This is a genomic window from Kitasatospora sp. NPDC028055 (assembly GCF_040637885.1).
In the GTDB taxonomy this organism is placed as follows: Bacteria; Actinomycetota; Actinomycetes; order Streptomycetales; family Streptomycetaceae; genus Kitasatospora.
In genome coordinates this window covers 1-14,469 of record NZ_JBEZXE010000012.1, presented here as the reverse complement: position 1 = coordinate 14,469, position 14,469 = coordinate 1, and the positions used below count along the sequence as shown (strand labels likewise).

The window sequence follows — 14,469 nt, the reverse complement described above, 5'->3', positions numbered from 1 at the left end:
CAGTGAAAGCTGGTCACAGGGCCCGCCGCTCGTTCCGGCCCGTCCTACTGCTTGCGCAGCTCCCGGACCGCCGTCTCCAGCCGCTGCCCGTAGTCGGCGTCGGCCTTGCGGAAGTTGTCGATCGCCCGCTCCACGATGGACTCGCGGTCGGCCGAGACCTTGGCGATGAAGCCGGCCAGGTTGGCGATCAGCCGCTGCTTCTCGTCCTCCGAGAACAGCCGGTACAGGTTGCCGGCCTGCACGAAGTCGTCGTCCTCGGCGTGCGAGGGCGCCGCGTGGGTGCCGGTGAGGCCGTCGACCGCGGTCGCGGCCCAGAGCGGACGGCCGGTCTGCACCGGGCCGCCGAAGCTGTTGGGCTCGTAGTTCTTCTGCCGGCCGTGGCGGCCGTCGTACAGGTGGCCGTCCCGGCCGTTGGTGCGGGCCTCGGTGGCGTGCGGGCGGTTCACCGGCAGCTGGTCGGCGTTGATGCCGACGCGGTAGCGGTGGGCGTCCGCGTAGGCGAACAGCCGGCCCTGGAGCATCTTGTCCGGGGACGGGCCGATGCCGGGCACGAAGTGCGCCGGGGAGAAGACCGACTGCTCGACCTCGGCGAAGACGTTCTCCGGGTTGCGGTTGAGCTCCAGCCGGCCGATCTCGATCGGCGGGTAGTCGGCGTGCGGCCAGACCTTGGTCAGGTCGAAGGGGTTGAAGCGGTAGCCGGCCGCGTCGGCCGCCGGCATGATCTGGACCTGCACCGTCCAGCTGGGGAACTCACCGCGCTCGATCGCCTCGCGCAGGTCGCGCTGGTGGCTGTCCGGGTCCTCGCCGGCGAGCCGGTTGGCCTCGGCCTGGGTGAGGTTGCGGATGCCCTGGTCGGTCTTGAAGTGGTACTTGACCCAGAAGTGCTCGCCGGCCTCGTTCTGCCACTGGAAGGTGTGCGAGCCGTAGCCGTTGAGGTGGCGGTAGCTGGCCGGGATGCCGCGGTCGCCGAACAGCCAGGTCACCTGGTGGGTGGACTCGGGCGACAGGCCCCAGAAGTCCCAGACGTTGTCGGCCTCCTGCGAGCCGGTGTACGGGTCCCGCTTCTGGGTGTGGATGAAGTCGGGGAACTTGATGGCGTCCTTGATGAAGAACACCGGGGTGTTGTTGCCGACGAGGTCGTAGTTGCCCTCCTCGGTGTAGAACTTCACCGCGAAGCCGCGCGGGTCGCGCACCGCGTCGGCCGCGCCGAGGTTGCCGGCCACCGTGGAGAACCGGAGGAAGACCTCGGTCTGCTTGCCGACCTCGGACAGGAACGCCGCCCGGGTGAAGGGCGTCACGTCGGCCGTCACCGTGAAGGTGCCGTACGCGCCGGCGCCGCGGGCGTGCACCACGCGCTCCGGGATCCGCTCGCGGTTGAAGTGCGCGAGCTTCTCGAACAGCAGCTGGTCCTGGATCAGGGCCGGGCCGCCGAGGCCGGCGGTCTCGGTGTTCTGGTTGTCCGCGACGGGGGCACCCGCCTCGGTGGTGAGGGTCGGGCGAAGCTCGTCCTGCGTGGTCATGGCGGGTTGCCTCCGGGGGATCCGATCGAGATGACACGATCCTAACTTGGACTTCGTCTAAGTCAACACTGGTCCCAATCTCGGAGCGTGACTTATTCTGGTCCCATGAGTGATCTGCTGGAGAGACTGCGCGGACGCGGCTGGCGGCTGACCTCACAGCGCCGCGTGGTGGCCGAGGTCCTCGACGGCGAGCACGTCCACCTCACCGCGGACGAGGTGCACGCCCGGGCCGCCGCCCGCCTGCCCGAGATCAGCCGCGCCACCGTCTACAACACGCTCGGCGAACTCGTCACCCTCGGCGAGGTCCTGGAGGTCGCCACCGACGGCCGCGCCAAGCGCTACGACCCCAACGCCCACCGCGCCCACCAGCACCTGGTCTGCTCCGGCTGCGGCGCGATCCGCGACGTCCACCCGCACGGCGACCCGCTCGCCGCGCTGCCCGCGGCCGAACGCTTCGGCTTCGCCGTCACCACCGCCGAGGTCACCTACCGCGGCCTGTGCCCCGACTGCCGCGGCCGAAGCGGCAGTTGACGACCCGCCGGGGCGGTCCCCACGGCGGGTCCGACAAGCCGCGCGCCCGACGGGAACCGTCGGACCCGCCCTACGCGCTCAGCTCGGCGTGCAGCGCGCCCAGCAGCCGCCCGGCCCGCTCCGCGACCTCGGCCGGACCCTGGTCGATCGCCCGCCGGCACCAGTTCTCGGCCTGCACCGGCTCACCCCGGCGCAGCGCCAGCAGCGCCAGCCGCAGCGCCGCCCGACCGTGCCCGGCGTCGGCGGCCCGGGTGTACCAGAGCATCGCCTCCGCCTCGCTGTCCTGCCGGGCCAGCAGCAGCCCCAGGTTGAACGCGGCACTGCGGCTGCCCGCCTCGGCGGCCCGCCGGTACCAGCTCTCGGCGATCTCCAGCGCCCCGCGCTCGGCCGCCCGCACCCCCATCCGCACCTGGGCGCGGCGGTGCCCGGCGTCGGCCGCCAGCGCGTACCAGTGCTCGGCCTCGGCGTCCGCGTCCCCCCGCCGGTCCAGCACCGAGGCCAGCCGGAAGGCGCCCTCCGCCGAACCGCCGGCCGCCGCCTGCCGGTAGCGCTCCAGCGCGCCGGACAGGTTGCCGCGCTGCTCCTGGGCGACCGCCAGCTGCAGCGCCGCCTCGCCGTGCCCCTCGGCCGCCGCCCGCGCGTACCACTCCTGGGCCTGCCGCGCCTCGCCGCGCCCGGCGTGCAGCACGCCCAGGTTGAAGGCGCCGTCCACGCTGCCGGCCTCGGCCGCCTTGGAGAACCACGGCTCGGCGCCGGACTCGTCGCCGCGCTGCAGCAGCACCACGGCCAGCGCGTTGCAGGCCTCCCGGTGCCCGGCGTACGCGGCCCGGCGGTACCACTGCTCGGCCTGCTGGTCGCGGCCGGTGGCGGCGCAGAGCAGGCCGAGGTTGAAGGCGCCGTTCTGGTCGCCCGCGTCGAGCGCGGTGCGGTACCAGTGCTCGGCGGCCTTGGCCTCGCCGCGGCTCGCGTGCAGGGCTCCGAGCGCGTTGGCGGCGTTGCCGTCACCGGCCTCGGCGGCCTCCTGCCACCACTCGGCGGCGGCCGCGACGTCCCCGGAGTCGCGCAGCAGGAAGCCGAGCGCGCAGGCGGCCCGCGGCTCCCCGTTCTGCGCGGACTGCCGGTACCAGCGGGCGGCCTCCTCCAGCAGCGTCCGGTCGGTGCGGGCGCGCTCCTCCAGCAGCACGCCCAGGCGCAGCGCGGCGCGGGCGTGGCTGCGGGCGGCGGCCGTGCGGTACCAGGCCTCCGCCGTCTCCTTGTCCCCGGCGGCCTCGCGCATCCGGGCCAGCCGGTAGGCGGCCTCGCGGTGCCCGGCGTCGGCGGAGACCTTGAACCAGCGCTCGGCCCGCACGTCGCGCCGGTGCTCCATCAGGTCGCCGAGGGCGTAGGCGCCCAGCGGGTGGCCGTGGTCGGCGGCGTAGTGCAGCCAGTACTCGGCGGCCTCCTCCTCGCCCTGGTCGCGCAGCTGCAGCCCGAGCGCGTGCGCGGCGGGGGCGCTGCCCGCCACCGCCGCGTGGCGCCACCACTGCCCGGCCTCGGCGCGGTGGCCCTGCTGGTGCAGCAGGACACCCAGGTTGTTGGCGGCGGCCCGCACCCCGGCGGCCGCGGCGGCACGCAGGTAGGGCTCGGCGTCCTCCAGGTCACCGCGGCGCAGCAGCAGGGTGCCCAGGCGGCTCGCGGCGTCCGGGTCGCCGTCGTCGGCGGCCTGCCGGTGCCGGGCCTCCAGGGCGGCGGACTCCCGGGCGGCCAGCGCGGTCTCGAAGCTGGTCGGGTCCAGCCCGGCCGGGTCCAGCGCGGCGCCGCCCGACGCCTCCTCGCCGCCCGCCCCGTACGGGCCCACGGCGGCGGAGAACTGCCGGGTGGAGACGTGCACGAGGCTGTCGGGCCCGGAGCCGCCGACCGCGGGGCGCTCGGACAGCCCGCTGGTGCGCTGGGCGGGCAGGGCTCCGGGGCGGCTCTCGGGGCTCTCGGCGCTCTCCGCCCAGGCGTCGGTGTCCGCCTCGACGGCCGCACCGGACTTGGCGCCTGACTTGCCGATCAGCCTCATGCCGACTCCCGCTCCCCCAGAGTGTCGCGGCATCGTGCCCCGGCCGACGGCCGGGGGGACTCCCAGGAGAGGCGCCGGACCGGACGGCCCGTCAGCGGCCGTGCACCGTCCCCCATGTGTCCCATCGTCGCATCACCCGCTACCCGCGTACACCTGCCCCGGCCGAATTCGGGTGGGGCGGACCCGAAGCCGACGAGATTGCTTCGGCGCTTTGTCGATTTCCCGACACTTCCACCCCACAAACCCCGGTGCCGTCCCCGTTGGCGACGGTCGATAGTACCGGAGCGGTTCCCGCCGCTTCCGGACGGAAACGTCCGGGTACGACAGAGGCCCGGAGGAATGATCCTCCGGGCCTCTGACACCGAGTAGCGGGGACAGGATTTGAACCTGCGACCTCTGGGTTATGAGCCCAGCGAGCTACCGAGCTGCTCCACCCCGCGTCGTTGATCAAACCTTAGCACGGTTTCGACCGGGCCCGACGCCACCGACCCTGCCCCCCGGAGACGGGAGCCCGGGGCCCGGATACGACAGAAGCCCGGAGGAATGATCCTCCGGGCTTCCTGCTACTGAGTAGCGGGGACAGGATTTGAACCTGCGACCTCTGGGTTATGAGCCCAGCGAGCTACCGAGCTGCTCCACCCCGCGTCGGTAACTGAACCGTAGCACGGACGCGGGGTGGAACCAAAAACGGTCACCGCAGCTCAGCGGGGACTACGGGTGCGGACTGGCCGCCCCCGAGCCGGTCGGCGTCGCCGTCGGCGCCGGCGCCTGGCCGCCCGCCCGGGCCGCCTCGGCCGCCTTCAAGGCGTCGCCGAGCGCCTTCTGGGCGTTGCCGTACGCCACCCAGTCGCCGTTCTTGAACGCGGTCTGGCTGTCGTTGTACGCCTTCTCCGCGTCCCCGAGCGCCTTCTGCAGCTCCGGCGAGATCGTCCCGCCCGGGGCCGGGGTGCCCGGCGCGGTGGGCGTCGGCGTCGGCGTGCTGCCGCCGCCGGGCGTCGTCCCGGTCCCCGGGGCCGTCCCGGTGCCCGGCGTCGTCCCGCCCTGGCTGGACGGCGCCACCGGCGTGGCCGGCGGGGCCTGCCCGGCGAACAGCTTGCGCAGCGCGTCGTCCAGGGTGTTCTCGAACGCCACGTTGTCGTCCCCGTACACCGCAAGGACCTTCTGCAGCGTCGGGTACTTGGCGCCGCGCCCGCGCACGTACACCGGCTCGACGTTCAACAGCCCGCCGCCGACCGGCAGGGTCAGCAGGTTGCCGTACTCCAGCTCGGTGTCACCGCCGCTCTTCAACGCGAAGATCTGGTTCGCCACCTCCTGGCGGGAGTTGAACTTCGACTGCACCAGGCCGGGGCCGGGGGCGCCGCTCTCGCCCGTCATCTTGAGGATGCGGATCTTCCCGTAGTCGTCCCCCGGGTCCGCGTTGACGGCCATGAAGGCCGCCAGGTTCGGCCGCTGGTTGGGCACGAAGGTGCTGGTCAGCGAAAAGCTCGCGGCCTGGGCGTCCGGCATCCGCACCGTCACGTAGTACGGCGGCTGGACCTGCTTGGTGTCACTGGTCGGGTCCACCGGGACCTGCCAGATGTCGCTGCCGTTGAAGAAGGAGTTGGCGTCCGTCACGTGGTACTGGCCGAGCAGGTCGCGCTGCACCTTGAACATGTCCTGCGGGTAGCGCAGGTGCGGCAGCAGCGTCGCCGGGATGTCCGCCTTCGGCTCCACGGTGCCCGGGAAGGCCTTCATCCAGGTCTTGAGGACCGGGTCCTTCTCGTCCCACTGGTAGAGCTTCACCTCGCCGGTGTAGGCGTCCACCGTGGCCTTGACCGAGTTGCGGATGTAGTTGACCTGGTTGGCGGCGGTCAGCAGCTCGCCGCGCTGGTTGGTCAGCGAGTCCTTGGTCGCGGTGCCCAGCGTCGTCTTCGACGAGAACGGGAAGCCGTCCGAGGTGGTGTAGCCGTCCACGACCCACACCACGTGGCCGCCCTGCACCACCGGGTACGGGTCGGCGTCGATCGACAGCCACGGCGCGACCTTCTCCACCCGCTCCTTGGGCGTCCGGTTGTAGATCACCTTCGCGCCGTCGGTGATCGCCCCCGCGTACAGCATCTGCGGCTCGGCGAAGCGCACCGCGTACGCGGCCCGGGTGATCGGGTTGTCCAGCGAGACACCGCTGTCACCGGTGTACGTGTACTCCACGTTCTGACCGGTCTTGACGTCGGTGTAGTCGATCTCCTTGTTCGAGCCGCCGACGATCGAGTACGTCGTCGTCTTCTCGCCGTAGTAGATCCGCTGCTCGTAGTCGCCCAGCGAACCGGTGGCCGGCAGGCCGGACTCGGTGAACACCGGCCCGCCCTTGTCGTCGACCTGGTTGCCCTTGGCCAGCGCCGCGCCGTAGCCGTGGGTGTACTTGAAGTGGTCGTTGATCCAGTTCCGCTGCACCCCGTTGAGGTCCAGCTCGCGCAGGCCGATCACGGTGTCCTGCTTGCCCGTCGGCGTGCCGTAGCGGTCCACCGAGAGGGTGCTCGGGAACGCGTAGTAGTTGCGCTGCTGCTCCAGCGACTGGAACGTCTGCGACACGATGTTCGGGTCCAGCAGCCGCACGTCCGCGATGGTCTGCGCGTCCGGCTTCAACGCGTCACCCGTGGTCGAGCCCTGCGGGCTGTACGGGGTGGTCTGCGCGTCCGCGATCCCGTACGCCTGCCGGGTCGCGTCGATGTTCTTCTGGATGTACGGCGTCTCCTTGGCCTGCTCGTTCGGCTTGACCTGGAACTGCTGCACGATCGCCGGGTACAGCCCGCCGATCAGCACCGCCGACAGCACCATCAGCCCCAGCCCGATCAGGGCCGGCGCCCAGGTGCGGCGGATCGGGGTCAGGAAGAACAGCACCGCGCAGATGATCGCGACGAAGAACAGGATCGTCTTCGCCGGCAGGAACGCGTTGGCGTCCACGTAGCGCAGCCCGGTCCAGCCCGAAACGCCCTTGTAGGCGCCGGTCTTCACCGCCAGCCCGTACCGGTCCAGCCAGTACGCCACCGCCTTCAACAGCACGAACACGCCCAGCAGCACCGCCAGGTGCCCCTGCGCGCCCGCGCTCGCCCGGCGGCCCGGGCCCTGCAGCCGCAGCCCCCCGTACAGGTAGTGCACCAGCGCCGAGGTCAGCAGCGAGACGATCACCGCGCTGAACGCGAAGCCCAGCACGAACTCGTAGAACGGCAGGTCGAAGGCGTAGAACGAGACGTCCATGCCGAACTGGGCGTCCTTCTCACCGAAGGACGTCGCGTTCGTCCACATCAGCCAGGTCCGCCACTGGCCGGACGCCGCCGCGCCCGCCACCAGGCCGATCACCAGCGAGACCCCGATCAGCGCCCAGCGCTTGAACGGCGCCAGGCCCGCCCGGTAGCGGTCCAGGCTCTGCTGCTCCACCGACATCGCCGACAGCGGCGGCCGCAGCCGGTGCGCCAGCCACACGTTGAAGCCGACGATCACCGCCATCAGCAGGCCGAAGACCCCGAACAGCCCGACCTTCGTCCACAGCTGGGTGGTGAACACCGAGGAGTAGTGGACCGACCTGAACCACAGCCAGTCCGTCCAGAACCCGGCGAACATGACGAACAGCAGGAACAGCACCGCGAGTACGCCCAGGGTCAGCAGGGCCACCCGCGCCCGCCGGGAGGGCGGGCCCACCCTCCGCCGGAAACCCGGCCCTGAGCGTTCCGGCATCTGGAATACCACGGTGGCACCTCAGCTGTGTCGTCTGGAATCGGTCGGTCGTCAGAGCAACTTAACCAGTCCTCGACCGAGTTCCCACCGTTAGCAGACGGTTACGACGCCGTTCCCCCGCAACCCCCCGCCGCCCCGCCCGACCACCCCCGCCCCGGGCCCCCGGGGCCGCCCCGGCGAGCGGGCGCCGCCCGGCGTGTGAGGATTGAGTCATGTCCGACGCGCCTGATCTGAACAACTCCCCCGACGACGTCTCCAAGCTCCCCGCCGCCACCCCCCTCACCCGGGCCGCGCTGGAGATCGACGAGTACGCCGCCACCCTCGGCTGGGACCTCCCGGCCCGGCTGTTCGCCCTGGTGGACAGCGCCGCCCTGCGCAAGGCCGACCCGCGCATCGCCAAGCAGCTCGGCCTCGCCGACAGCGACGAGCCCGGCCTCACCCCGGTCGAGCAGGACGAGCTGCCGGCCGGCATGGAGCTCGACAAGTTCCTCGGCACCATCGCCTGGCCCGACGCGGTGGCCGGCTGCGCCCTGGTGGTCGAGCGGCTGATGCTGCCGCCGGGCGCCGAGCAGTCCCGCCCGCGCGGTGCCAGCGACGCCCAGCTCGCCGAGTGGGTGGCCAACCACCCCAAGCGCGAGGAGGTGCGGATCACCGCCGCGGTGCTGCGCGACGGCAAGAAGGAGATCGCCCTGCGGCTGCGTTCCAAGGACGTCGCCCGCGAGGTGCTGACCGGCCCGGACCTGGTCCCCGGCCTGACCGACGCGCTGCTGGCGACCTTCTCCTGACCCCCGCTCCCGCCCCCGCCCGGCCCAGGGCCCGCCCAGGGCCCGCCTAGCGGGGGCAGGACGGCAGCGCGGAGGCCTGCCCGGAGCGGATCTGCTCCAGCGACTTGAGCGCGCCGTCCAGGGTGTCCGTCTTGATCAGGGTCAGCCCGGACGGCACGTTCTTGGTGGCCTCGGCGCAGTTCGAGGCCGGGGTGAAGAAGTACTCGGCCCCGGCGTCCCGGGCGGCGATCAGCTTCATCGATATCCCGCCGATCGGGCCGACCTTGCCGTCGTCGTCGATGGTGCCAGTGCCCGCGACGAACTTGCCGCCGGTGAGGTCGCCGCCCGGGGTGAGCTTGTCGACGATGCCGAGCGAGAACATCAGCCCGGCGCTCGGGCCGCCGACGTCCTGCAGGCCGATGTCGATCTGGAACGGGTAGGTGTGCCGGATCCCGGTGCCGATGCCGACCACGGCGAGCTCGGCCCGCTCGGCCGGCGCCTTCGGGTCGAGGTCCTTGGCCCGGACGGTCGGCACGGTGACGTCGGTCTTCGTCCCCGGGGTGGCGGAGCCGTTGCCGGAGGTGTCCTTGGCCCGCGGCACCACGGTGAAGACCACCGACTCGCCGGGCTTGTGCTTGGTGACGGCGGCGACCACCTGGTCCACCGAGCCGACGGCGGTGCCGTCCACCGCGACGATCTGGTCGCCCGCGTGCAGCCGGCCCTCGGCCGGGGCCCCCGCGGTGACCGACTTCACGATCAGCTCGTTGCCGACCGGGACGCCCAGCTGCTTGAGCGCGGCGGTGCGGGCGCTGTCCTCGGAGGAGGCGAACTCCTCGGCGTTCTGCTTCTTGGCGTCGGCGTCCGACTGCCCCTTGGGGTAGACGTTGTCGTGCGGCACCACCAGCACGTCGTCGCGCATCCAGCCGATCACCGCGTTGACCAGGCTGGGCTCGTACTTGGCCCCGGTGACCTGGACGGTGGTCATGTTGAGGTGACCGCTCGTCCGGTACGAGTCGTGGCCGGTGATGGTGATCACCGGCTTGCCCCCCTGCTCGCCGAGCGTGTTGTACGTCGGGCCCGGGCTCATCTCCGTGTACGGCACCTTCATCAGCACCGAGACGCAGAGCAGCGCTATGAGCAGCAGGGTGGCAGCGAGCATCGTCGCGGAGCGGCGTGGCATGCCTCGACAGTACGGGACGCCCGTGACGCGGCGCCCGCCGGGCTACCGGCCGGAGCGCTCCCCAGGAGCGGCCGAGCCCGCGGTCGTCCGCTCCATCGCGGCCATGAAGCGCCGGTGCTCGGCGAGCGAGGCCGGATCGCCGGTGGCCTTCGGGGCCCGCTGGGCCCACCCCGCCCAGGCGGCCGCGACCAGGACGGCGACAACCGGAATGATCAGCCAGGCGAGCGCACCCATGTCAGTACTCCCAGCTCCTCGGGTCTATGAGCAGATTAACCACCCCGGCGGACAACGCGGCCGGCGCCATCCGGGTTACGGGACGGCCGATCGGCTCACTTCCAGGGAGTATCCGGCGCCCCCGGCCGGACCCGTTCGGGTGAGGCCGCGGCGCGCCTGCCCCGAAGGACGTGCGCCGTGTGCGGGCGGTTGCACCGCACCCGCGCGGTCGGGCGGCTGGGCCCGCCGGATCACCCCGGGAACGGGAGCCCGGTCAGCAGCCCCCGGCGCCGACCCACTCCTCCTCGCCGTCGGAGAAGACCTGGTGCTTCCAGATCGGCACCTCGTGCTTGAGGTCGTCGATCAGCCGGCGGGCGGCCGCGAAGGCCTCACCGCGGTGGGCGCAGGAGACGGCGACGATCACGGCCTTGTCGGTGATCTCCAGCCGGCCCACCCGGTGCACCGCGGCGAGCGCCCGTACCGGGAAGTCGGCGACGACCTTCTCGGCGATCCGGCGCATCTCCGCCTCGGCGGTGGGGTGGCAGCTGTACTCCAGCGCGGCGACCGACTTGCCGCCGTCGTGGTCCCGGACCGTCCCGACGAAGACGGTGGTGCCGCCGGCCGCGTCGTCGCCGACCGCCTCGTACACCTCGTCCAGCGAGAGCGGGGTGTCGCGGATGGCGAGCAGGCGGATGGGGTCGTGGTTCTCGGACATGACCCCATGATTCCTCATCGGGGGCCGATCGGGGCAAGGGGCTTCCGCATCACGATTCCGAAATTTCGCATCGTGAGAACCGGCGCCCGCCGGGCGGCGCCTTCGGGCCTCGCCTCCGGGCGGGGCGCCTTCGAGAAGCGTCTTCGGAAAGCGCCCCGGCAGCATCGGCTCAGCGGCGGCGACTCAGAAGCGGCGCCGCTTGCGGGCCCGGCGCACCAGCGCCGCCGTACCGACCAGCGCCACCGTCGCCCCGGCCGCCCCCAGGCTGGTCGCGGCCTCCTTGCCGCCCAGCCGGCGACCCGCCACCGCGTGCTTGCCCGACACCTGCGCCAGCAGCTCGGCCAGCACCTGCTCGTTGGTGAACTCCGGGCGCCAGCCCGCCTCGTGCAGCCTGCTCCCGGACACCACCCACGGGTACATCGTGTACGCCAGGTCGCCCGCCGGCGCCGGGGTCAGCCCCAGCCGGTGCAGCCGCGCCGCGGTGCCGAGCGCCAGCGCGGCGGGCAGCTCCATCCGCCGGATCCCGGACAGCCGCTCCACGTCCTCCTGCTCCAGCCAGCCGTCGCAGCCGACCGTCACCTCGCCCTCCACCAGGCCCAGCGCCGCGTACTCCAGCGCCGCCGCCAGGTCGTCGACGTGGCAGAACTGCCAGCAGGGGCGCGAACCGGCCACCACCAGCAGCCGGGGCGCCTCGAAGTGCCGGGTCAGCACGGTGTCCACGCCGGGGCCCACCACCACGGCCGGGCGCAGCACCGTCACCTGCAGCCCCGGATGGGCGCGCGGCGCCCGCCGGGCCAGCCGCTCGATCTCCAGCAGGTCCCCGACCAGCGAGGCCTCCTCGGTCGCCCGCAGCTCCGAGTCCTCGGCCAGCGGCACCTCGTTGTCGGCCAGCGCGCCGTAGACCATCGCGGAGGTGCACAGCACCACCCGGTGCACCCCGGCGGCCGCCGCCGCGGTCAGCACCGTCTGGGCGCCGCGCACGTTGTAGGCGCTGCGGGCCCGCGGATCGGACTCCATGCCGAAGTCCATCGCCAGGTGCACCACCACGTCGACCCCGGCCAGCCGCTCGGCCACCGCCGGGTCCCGCACGTCCAGGACCCGCCACTGCACGCCCGGGACCTCACCGCGCCGGTCGTCCACCGCCAGCACCCTGCGCACGTGCGGGGAGGCCACCAGCCGGGCGGCGACCCGCTCGCCCAGCACCCCCGCCGCACCGGTCACGGCCACGGTCAACGGCCTCCCGCCGTAGGCTGGAGGCGGCGACGCCGTGGCGTCCGGATCGTCCTCTCCAGCGGTCAGCCCAGAGCGAACGTCCGAAGGCGGGGAACTCACCGGCCATCCTCCACGGTTAGCTTATGTGCGTACGGACGTGTGTCACGTACGTCCATCCTGCCCGAGGCGAAGGCCCGGCGGTGCACCCGGCGCGGGCCTGGCCCTCGGGAACCGCCCACGAGTCCCCCGCTCCACCGGAGACCCGGGCGGACCGCACTGCCCGCCACACCCGTATGACGGCCGACCGGATCGAGGACCCCGTGAGCGACCTTCCCTTCGGATTCGGCGTTCCCCCCGAGGAGCCCGAGGACGGCAAGGCCAAGCCCGACGACGCGCAGAAGAAGAAGGAGCAGGGCCAGGAAGGCACCGGCGGCGCCCAGCCGTTCGGCTTCGGAACCGGCAACCCCTTCGGCGCGATGTTCGGCCTGCCCGGCACCCCGGGCGGCCCCGGCGGCGCCGGAGCCGACAACCCCTTCGCCGCCATGTTCGGCGGCCTGAACCCCGGCGACCTCGGTGCCGCCTTCCAGCAGCTCGGCCAGATGCTCTCCTTCGAGGGCGGCCCGGTGAACTGGGAACTCGCCCAGAACATCGCCCGGCAGACCGTCGTCGCCGAACCCGCCGAGGGCAAGAGCAAGGACCGCTCGGTCGGCGACGCCGAACGCTCCGCCGTCGTCGAGGCCGTGCGCCTGGCCGACCTGTGGCTCGACGGCGTCACCGAGTTCCCCTCCGGCGCCGGCACCGCCGTCGCCTGGAGCCGCGCCGAGTGGATCGAAGCCACCCTCCCGGTCTGGAAGGACCTCGTCGACCCGGTCGCCGAGCAGGTCGGCAACGCCATGGGCGGCGTCCTGCCCGAGGAGATGCAGGCCATGGCCGGCCCGCTGATGGGCATGATGCGGTCCATGGGCGGCGCCATGTTCGGCACCCAGATCGGCCAGGCGCTCGGCGCCCTGGCCGGCGAGGTCGTCGGCTCCACCGACGTCGGCCTGCCGCTCGCCCCGGCCGGCAAGGCCGCCCTGCTCCCGCAGAACGTCGCCGAGTTCGGCGAGGGCCTGAACGTGCCCGCCGACGAGGTCCGGCTCTACCTCGCCCTGCGCGAGGCCGCCCACCAGCGCCTCTTCGCCCACGTCCCGTGGCTGCGGGCCCACCTGCTGGGCGCCGTCGAGGCCTACGCGCGCGGCATCAAGGTCGACACCTCGCGCATGGAGGAACTCGTCGGCCAGCTCGACCCGAGCAACCCGGAGGCCCTCCAGGAGGCACTGGCCGGCGGCCTCCTCCAGCCCGAGGACACCCCCGCGCAGAAGGCCGCGCTCGCCCGCCTGGAGACCGCGCTCGCCCTGGTCGAGGGCTGGGTCGACGCCGTCGTGCACGCCGCCGCCGAGCCCCACCTGCCGCAGGCCGGCGCGCTGCGCGAGACCGTCCGCCGCCGCCGCGCCGCCGGCGGACCCGCCGAGCAGACCTTCGCCACCCTGGTCGGCCTGGAACTGCGCCCCCGCCGCCTGCGCGACGCCGCCCGGCTCTGGGCACTGCTCGCCGACGCCCGCGGCATCGAGGGCCGCGACGCGCTCTGGGAGCACCCCGACATGCTGCCCACCGCCGCCGACCTGGACGACCCGGACGCCTTCGTGCACCGCGGCAGCGGGGACCTGGAGGGCGGCTTCGACTTCGACGCCCTCGACAAGCTGCTCGGCGAGGCCGCGGCCGGCAAGCCCGACGTCACCAAGAACGACCCGCCCAAGGGTGACGCCCCGAAGGGCGACACCCCGAACGGCGACGCTCCGAAGGGCGACCAGGACGGCACCGACGGAAAGGGCGAGCCCACCGCATGACGGCCACCGGGACGTCCACGTCCACGTCCACCCTCCACGCGGACGCCGTCCGCACCCTGACCGACTGGCGGCCCGCCGACCAGGACCAGGAGCAGCTGCGACTCGACTACCTCGCGCACCTCGCCGAGCAGCCCGAGGGCCTCTACCGGTCCTGCCTGCCCGCCCACATCACCGCGAGCGCGGCGGTCGTCGACCCCACCGCCGGGCGGGTGCTGCTCACCCTGCACCCCAAGGTCGGCATCTGGCTGCAGATGGGCGGGCACTGCGAGCCCGGCGACGCCGATCTCGCCTCCGCCGCGCTGCGCGAGGCCGTCGAGGAGTCCGGCATCCCCGACCTCACCCTGCTGCGGCAGGACGGCGTGCCCGTCCCCGCCAAGCTGGACCGCCACCAGGTCCGCTGCACCGGCAAGGACCGGCCGGAGAACACCCACCTGGACGTCCAGTACATCGCGCTTGCCCCGGCCGGGGCGCAGGCGCTGATCAGCGAGGAGTCGCTGGACCTGCGCTGGTTCGACTACGACCGGCTGCCGGAGCTGACCGACCACTCGGTGCGCGACCTCGTCGCTCGGGCCCGGAAGCTCACCGCCTGACCGACCGACCGAAGTGCGACATGAAGAGGGGGCGCGGACCGTACGGTCCGCGCCCCCCGGGCCAGTGCACCCCCACCCCCCCGCAGCACCCCGAAACGCCGCC

Annotated in this window: 11 protein-coding genes and 2 tRNA genes; 4 read left to right on the top strand and 9 right to left on the bottom strand. The window is 73.0% G+C overall.

The features are described 5' to 3' along the window. Positions 1–44: 44 nt before the first annotated feature. A complete protein-coding gene (locus AB0F71_RS15460) occupies positions 45–1,520 on the bottom strand; it encodes a catalase (RefSeq protein WP_360233321.1) in 1,476 nt (491 codons plus the stop codon). Positions 1,521–1,625: 105 nt separating this feature from the next. Here AB0F71_RS15460 and AB0F71_RS15455 point away from each other — a divergent pair, with 105 nt between their 5' ends. Continuing rightward, the gene (locus tag AB0F71_RS15455) at positions 1,626–2,051 is read left to right on the top strand and encodes a Fur family transcriptional regulator (protein ID WP_360233318.1); all 426 of its coding nucleotides are present in this window, start codon (positions 1,626–1,628) and stop codon (positions 2,049–2,051) included. Between the two features lie 70 nt (positions 2,052–2,121). Here AB0F71_RS15455 and AB0F71_RS15450 read toward each other — a convergent pair whose 3' ends face one another. The 4 genes from AB0F71_RS15450 to AB0F71_RS15435 all read right to left on the bottom strand — a co-directional run bounded on the left by AB0F71_RS15450 (position 2,122) and on the right by AB0F71_RS15435 (position 7,806). Next, complete coding sequence (locus tag AB0F71_RS15450; RefSeq protein ID WP_360233315.1) at positions 2,122–4,095, bottom strand: tetratricopeptide repeat protein; 1,974 nt, start codon at positions 4,093–4,095, stop codon at positions 2,122–2,124. A 366-nt stretch (positions 4,096–4,461) separates the two neighbouring features. Further along, a tRNA-Met gene (locus AB0F71_RS15445) sits at positions 4,462–4,535 on the bottom strand. 131 nt (positions 4,536–4,666) lie between these two features. Next, positions 4,667–4,740, bottom strand: a tRNA-Met gene (locus AB0F71_RS15440). 66 nt (positions 4,741–4,806) lie between these two features. Beyond that, a complete protein-coding gene (locus tag AB0F71_RS15435; RefSeq protein WP_360233312.1) occupies positions 4,807–7,806 on the bottom strand; it encodes a UPF0182 family protein in 3,000 nt (999 codons plus the stop codon). Positions 7,807–8,018: 212 nt separating this feature from the next. Here AB0F71_RS15435 and AB0F71_RS15430 point away from each other — a divergent pair, with 212 nt between their 5' ends. Then, positions 8,019–8,591 carry a PPA1309 family protein gene (locus AB0F71_RS15430; protein WP_360233309.1) on the top strand — a complete coding sequence of 191 codons (573 nt, stop codon included), beginning with the start codon at positions 8,019–8,021 and terminating at the stop codon, positions 8,589–8,591. A 46-nt stretch (positions 8,592–8,637) separates the two neighbouring features. Here the strand turns inward: AB0F71_RS15430 and AB0F71_RS15425 are convergent, their stop codons facing one another. From AB0F71_RS15425 to AB0F71_RS15410, 4 genes are all read right to left on the bottom strand, one after another. Beyond that, on the bottom strand, positions 8,638–9,750 hold the full coding sequence (locus tag AB0F71_RS15425; protein WP_360233306.1) for a PDZ domain-containing protein: 1,113 nt from the start codon (positions 9,748–9,750) through the stop codon (positions 8,638–8,640). A 42-nt stretch (positions 9,751–9,792) separates the two neighbouring features. Next, positions 9,793–9,984: a hypothetical protein gene (locus AB0F71_RS15420; RefSeq protein ID WP_360233303.1), complete on the bottom strand. Its 192-nt coding sequence runs from the start codon at positions 9,982–9,984 to the stop codon at positions 9,793–9,795. 253 nt (positions 9,985–10,237) lie between these two features. After that, on the bottom strand, positions 10,238–10,678 hold the full coding sequence (locus AB0F71_RS15415) for a molybdenum cofactor biosynthesis protein MoaE (protein WP_360233300.1): 441 nt from the start codon (positions 10,676–10,678) through the stop codon (positions 10,238–10,240). A 183-nt stretch (positions 10,679–10,861) separates the two neighbouring features. After that, positions 10,862–11,911, bottom strand: a complete 1,050-nt coding sequence (locus AB0F71_RS15410; protein ID WP_223241810.1) for an NAD-dependent epimerase/dehydratase family protein — start codon at positions 11,909–11,911, stop codon at positions 10,862–10,864. Positions 11,912–12,210: 299 nt separating this feature from the next. On the opposite strand from AB0F71_RS15410, the gene AB0F71_RS15405 reads away from it, so the two are divergent. Continuing rightward, the gene (locus AB0F71_RS15405; protein ID WP_360233296.1) at positions 12,211–13,776 is read left to right on the top strand and encodes a zinc-dependent metalloprotease; all 1,566 of its coding nucleotides are present in this window, start codon (positions 12,211–12,213) and stop codon (positions 13,774–13,776) included. Then, on the top strand, positions 13,773–14,366 hold the full coding sequence (locus AB0F71_RS15400; protein WP_360233293.1) for an NUDIX domain-containing protein: 594 nt from the start codon (positions 13,773–13,775) through the stop codon (positions 14,364–14,366). Before AB0F71_RS15405 ends, AB0F71_RS15400 begins: the two co-directional genes overlap by 4 nt. The last annotated feature ends 103 nt before the right edge of the window (positions 14,367–14,469 follow it).

Excerpts from the sequence above, each read along its gene's own strand:
- AB0F71_RS15420 (WP_360233303.1), bottom strand. The coding sequence starts at position 9,984 with ATGGGTGCGCTCGCCTGGCTGATCATTCCGGTTGTCGCCGTCCTGGTC.
- AB0F71_RS15415 (WP_360233300.1), bottom strand. The coding sequence starts at position 10,678 with ATGTCCGAGAACCACGACCCCATCCGCCTGCTCGCCATCCGCGACACC.
- AB0F71_RS15460 (WP_360233321.1), bottom strand. The coding sequence starts at position 1,520 with ATGACCACGCAGGACGAGCTTCGCCCGACCCTCACCACCGAGGCGGGT.
- AB0F71_RS15400 (WP_360233293.1), top strand. The coding sequence starts at position 13,773 with ATGACGGCCACCGGGACGTCCACGTCCACGTCCACCCTCCACGCGGAC.
- AB0F71_RS15430 (WP_360233309.1), top strand. The coding sequence starts at position 8,019 with ATGTCCGACGCGCCTGATCTGAACAACTCCCCCGACGACGTCTCCAAG.
- AB0F71_RS15455 (WP_360233318.1), top strand. The coding sequence starts at position 1,626 with ATGAGTGATCTGCTGGAGAGACTGCGCGGACGCGGCTGGCGGCTGACC.
- AB0F71_RS15435 (WP_360233312.1), bottom strand. The coding sequence starts at position 7,806 with ATGCCGGAACGCTCAGGGCCGGGTTTCCGGCGGAGGGTGGGCCCGCCC.
- AB0F71_RS15425 (WP_360233306.1), bottom strand. The coding sequence starts at position 9,750 with ATGCCACGCCGCTCCGCGACGATGCTCGCTGCCACCCTGCTGCTCATA.
- AB0F71_RS15450 (WP_360233315.1), bottom strand. The coding sequence starts at position 4,095 with ATGAGGCTGATCGGCAAGTCAGGCGCCAAGTCCGGTGCGGCCGTCGAG.